Here is a 3268-nt window from a genome sequence, read left to right on the forward strand (position 1 = left end):
GACGGTACTGGATGTGGCGTAAGCCGCGGCGGATGCGCTGGATGAGGTGCTCCGGCGTGCTGAAGGCGACGTTGGACAGCCAGCCGCGCCGCAGCAGTGACCAGATCCCTTCCACAGGGTTGAGATCGGGTGCGTAGGGCGGCAGGTAGTAGATGGTCAGCCAGTCGCGCGAGGCGGCGAACTCCCGGAGACCGGCCGCTTTGTGTACGTTCAGGTTGTCCCAGACGAGCACGATCGGGCCGCCGAGCTGCTGGTGGGCGGCGATCAGCAGGTCGCGGTAGTCGCGCCAGGAGAAGCTTTTGCGCCCGTCGCGTCGGTCGTCGTCCTTGCGGGGGCGGTAGATGAGCCGGGAGCGTTCGCCCGCTTTGTAGCAGGTCAGGGCGGCGATGGATATGCGTCTGCGGGAGCGGCCGCGCACCTTCACCATCGGAGTGTGCCCGCGTCTGCTCCAGGTCTTGGCCTGCGGCGGCGTCATGGAGAACCCGGCCTCGTCCTCGAAGACCAGCCAAGCGCCACGAGCCGCCGCTAGTCTTCCGCGCAGGGCCACACCTCCCTGGCCCACCCGGCCACGGCCTCCTCGTCCCGCTCGATGGCCCGGCGGGCCGGGACCTGGCATGACCAGCCGTTGCGCACCAGCAGCTTCCGCACGCCCTGGATGGTGTAGGTCAGGTGGAACCGCCGCCCGATCACGGTCTTGATCCGCCCGAGTGTCCAGCGTTGGTCCTCCCAGCCGTGCGCGGCCGGCCCCTTGGCCAGCTCCGCCTCGAGCTGGGCGAACTGCTTCTCACTCAGCCGCGGCAGCGAAGCCGGGCCCTGCGAGCGCAGCGCACGCGGGCCGCCCTCGACCCACGTGCGCCGCCACCGCTGTACCGACCGGACGCTGACACGCAGATCCTTCGCGATCGCCGTACTGCCCTCGCCCCGGGCGAACCGTTCCGCTGCCTGCAGCCGTAGCTCCTCGCGGAACTGCTGCCGCTGAGCGGTCAGCCCGCCTCCCTGTGCATACCGCATGCCAAGGTCATACCGCAGGACGCGACGGCCCGTCAGCCCTTACGACTCCACGAGTTCAATCTCAGTAGGAACTTAACGGTTTCCTGATTCATCCATGAACTCCTCCAGGGACTCACCTAGGTAAGACTGTCGATAGGTGCCATCAAGAAGGCCTACTTCACGCGCCTCGCCAATTTCGACCAGCCGAATTTCTCCGGATGCTCTTTCGGCAGCGCCGAATTTGCCGAGGTTCATGCCGGGCCACTGCAAGTCCGGTGTGTGATAGATTTCTGGTTCCGCAGGGAACAGAGAGAGAAGGTTCTCATCATGATCGACAACCTGCCAGGCCCCGGCCGCAACGAGCCGATCGTCCGTATAGATCGGGAACCGACACGCAGCCGCTTGCTCTCCGATTACAGGCCTCGGAACTTGAAATTTCCCACGGATAAATCCAAGTGCGGTGCCAAAGCGGTTCCGTGCCACGACCGAAGCCATGCGATACGCGGCACCGCTTACAGGGATGGCCAGAACGTCGCCGATCTCGGGCTTGGAGACCTTCTTTGGGGCGCGAACCGTCACCTCCTCCACGTCTTCGCGAGTGACATCACTGAGCAAAATTCCGGATTCTTTGAGGGACGTCGTCAGGAACGAAGCAAGCCCCAACGGAGATAGAGGCCGACCGCTTGACACCTCCGCCGCGTCAGCCAGAAGAGAAGCCGCGTCAACGAAGATCGAGTCATTTAGCTCACCTACCCGCGTAGCGCCTACACCCGAGTACCGCTTACCCCCTTTCAGCTTTACATCGAATGTGAGCGGCGCTGAATAAATGCCATGCGAAGCCCATCCCAGGATTTGCAGAAGCTCTCCCAGGGACGGCCTGCTACCTACCTGCTCCTCGAATTCATCCGAGAGTGCAGCAAGTTTGAGCATCAGAGCATCGACATCACTCACGGACATCCTCCAAGCTTCCTGGCCTCGTAGGCCTCGTACTCCGCCAACTTGTCGCCAGCGAGCGGATTCTGACGATTACCACGATAGTTGTTGCCGTCGCGGCCGATGTATGTACCGTGCTGCTCGGAGATTCGTTGCTCCATAAGGCGCGACTCGCCATACGTTCTCGTACCGGGCATCACTAGCATCTTATCCCCGTTTGCGGGGTTGAACCGATTATTGTTGTTACGGTGCCGATACTGAACACCTGCAGGCGTGTCACCAGGTCCAAACATTCCAGAATAGTAAACCGTGCCGCCGCGATCGACAAGCACGTAGTTGCTGTACCCGGAGCGATCCAGGTATTTGAACCTGGATTCTCCTCCTGAATTATGGACCAGGACCGAGGTACCGCCCGCGAGTACATAGTAGGTGTGGAGGTCGTGGACGGTGAGGTTGTAGGTGTCGTGGTGGGCGGTGTGGGTGCGGGTGGTGTGGACGGTGGCGGTGGTGCCGTCGTCGGTGCGGAGGGTCATGCCGGGCTTGAGGTCGCCGGCGTCGAGCCACTGCTGTTCGGACTCGGACCAGAAGGGGTGGTGGGCGGTGGTGGTGAGGACGTCGCTTTCGCCGGTGCCGTCGCGATCGGTTACGGTGAGGTCGACGTACTGCTTGTCGTCCTTGGTGTAGATGGCGGCGGTGACGGTCTCGGCGACGGTCTCGCCGGTTTCGGGGTCGGTGGCGAGGACCTCGTCACCAGGTTCGAGTTCCTCGATGGGTTTGGTGGTGCCGTCCGCGAGAAGGATCTCGGTGCCTGCGAGGAAGCTGTTCTTCTTCAGGCACTTCCAGATGTACTTGCCGAGCTTCTTGGGCAGCTTTGCTGGTTTGACCAGGTCCAGGGCGGCGTTCGCGCATCCGGCTGCCTCACCGCGGGCGAGGCAGTCCTCCCACGCTTGGAAGTCCGGTACCACGACGCTCAAGAAGAACTGGCCGGCGGACTGCTTCCCCTCGCCCTGGTTGACAGTGGCACAGGCTCCGAACTTCGGACTGCAGTTGTTGAAGTCGTTGTACTTGTCGTTAGGGTTACCGCCGCCCTTGCCGCCGCCGCTTGTGCGGCCACGCCCTCCGGAACTGCCCCCCGTGGCAATCTTTTTGATCTGCTGCGCCATCCAGGCTTCGCCGCTCGGGGTGAGCTTCGGCGGCCCCGGCTCGTGGCCGGGAGTCGTGTTCTCGTGATGGGGAGACGGGCGCGTGGGGCAGTCGATGAACGGACACAACCCCGTCGGGTCCGACAGCGTGACGGGGTTGTTGTTGGCGTAGGCGTACCCGTGCATCTGCATCGGGTCGGTGA

The 3268-nt window shown here is 63.2% G+C and carries 4 protein-coding genes; all 4 read right to left on the minus strand.

Translation table 11 applies throughout. The annotated features are described in order from the left end of the window. On the minus strand, positions 1–475 hold a 475-nt coding region (locus tag HOY81_RS26920), incomplete at its 3' end, for a transposase (RefSeq protein WP_237323325.1). A gap of 50 nt (positions 476–525) precedes the next feature. After that, positions 526–1011, minus strand: a complete 486-nt coding sequence (locus tag HOY81_RS26925) for a winged helix-turn-helix domain-containing protein (protein WP_237323323.1) — start codon at positions 1009–1011, stop codon at positions 526–528. Positions 1012–1083: 72 nt separating this feature from the next. Beyond that, on the minus strand, positions 1084–1941 hold the full coding sequence (locus HOY81_RS26930; RefSeq protein ID WP_237323324.1) for a hypothetical protein: 858 nt from the start codon (positions 1939–1941) through the stop codon (positions 1084–1086). Continuing rightward, positions 1938–3268, minus strand: a 1331-nt coding sequence (locus HOY81_RS26935) for a polymorphic toxin-type HINT domain-containing protein (RefSeq protein WP_272893360.1), incomplete at its 5' end; no start/stop codon positions are given. The genes HOY81_RS26930 and HOY81_RS26935, both read right to left, overlap by 4 nt.

Source organism: Streptomyces sp. JJ36 (assembly GCF_021696945.1).
Taxonomy (GTDB): domain Bacteria; phylum Actinomycetota; class Actinomycetes; order Streptomycetales; family Streptomycetaceae; genus Streptomyces.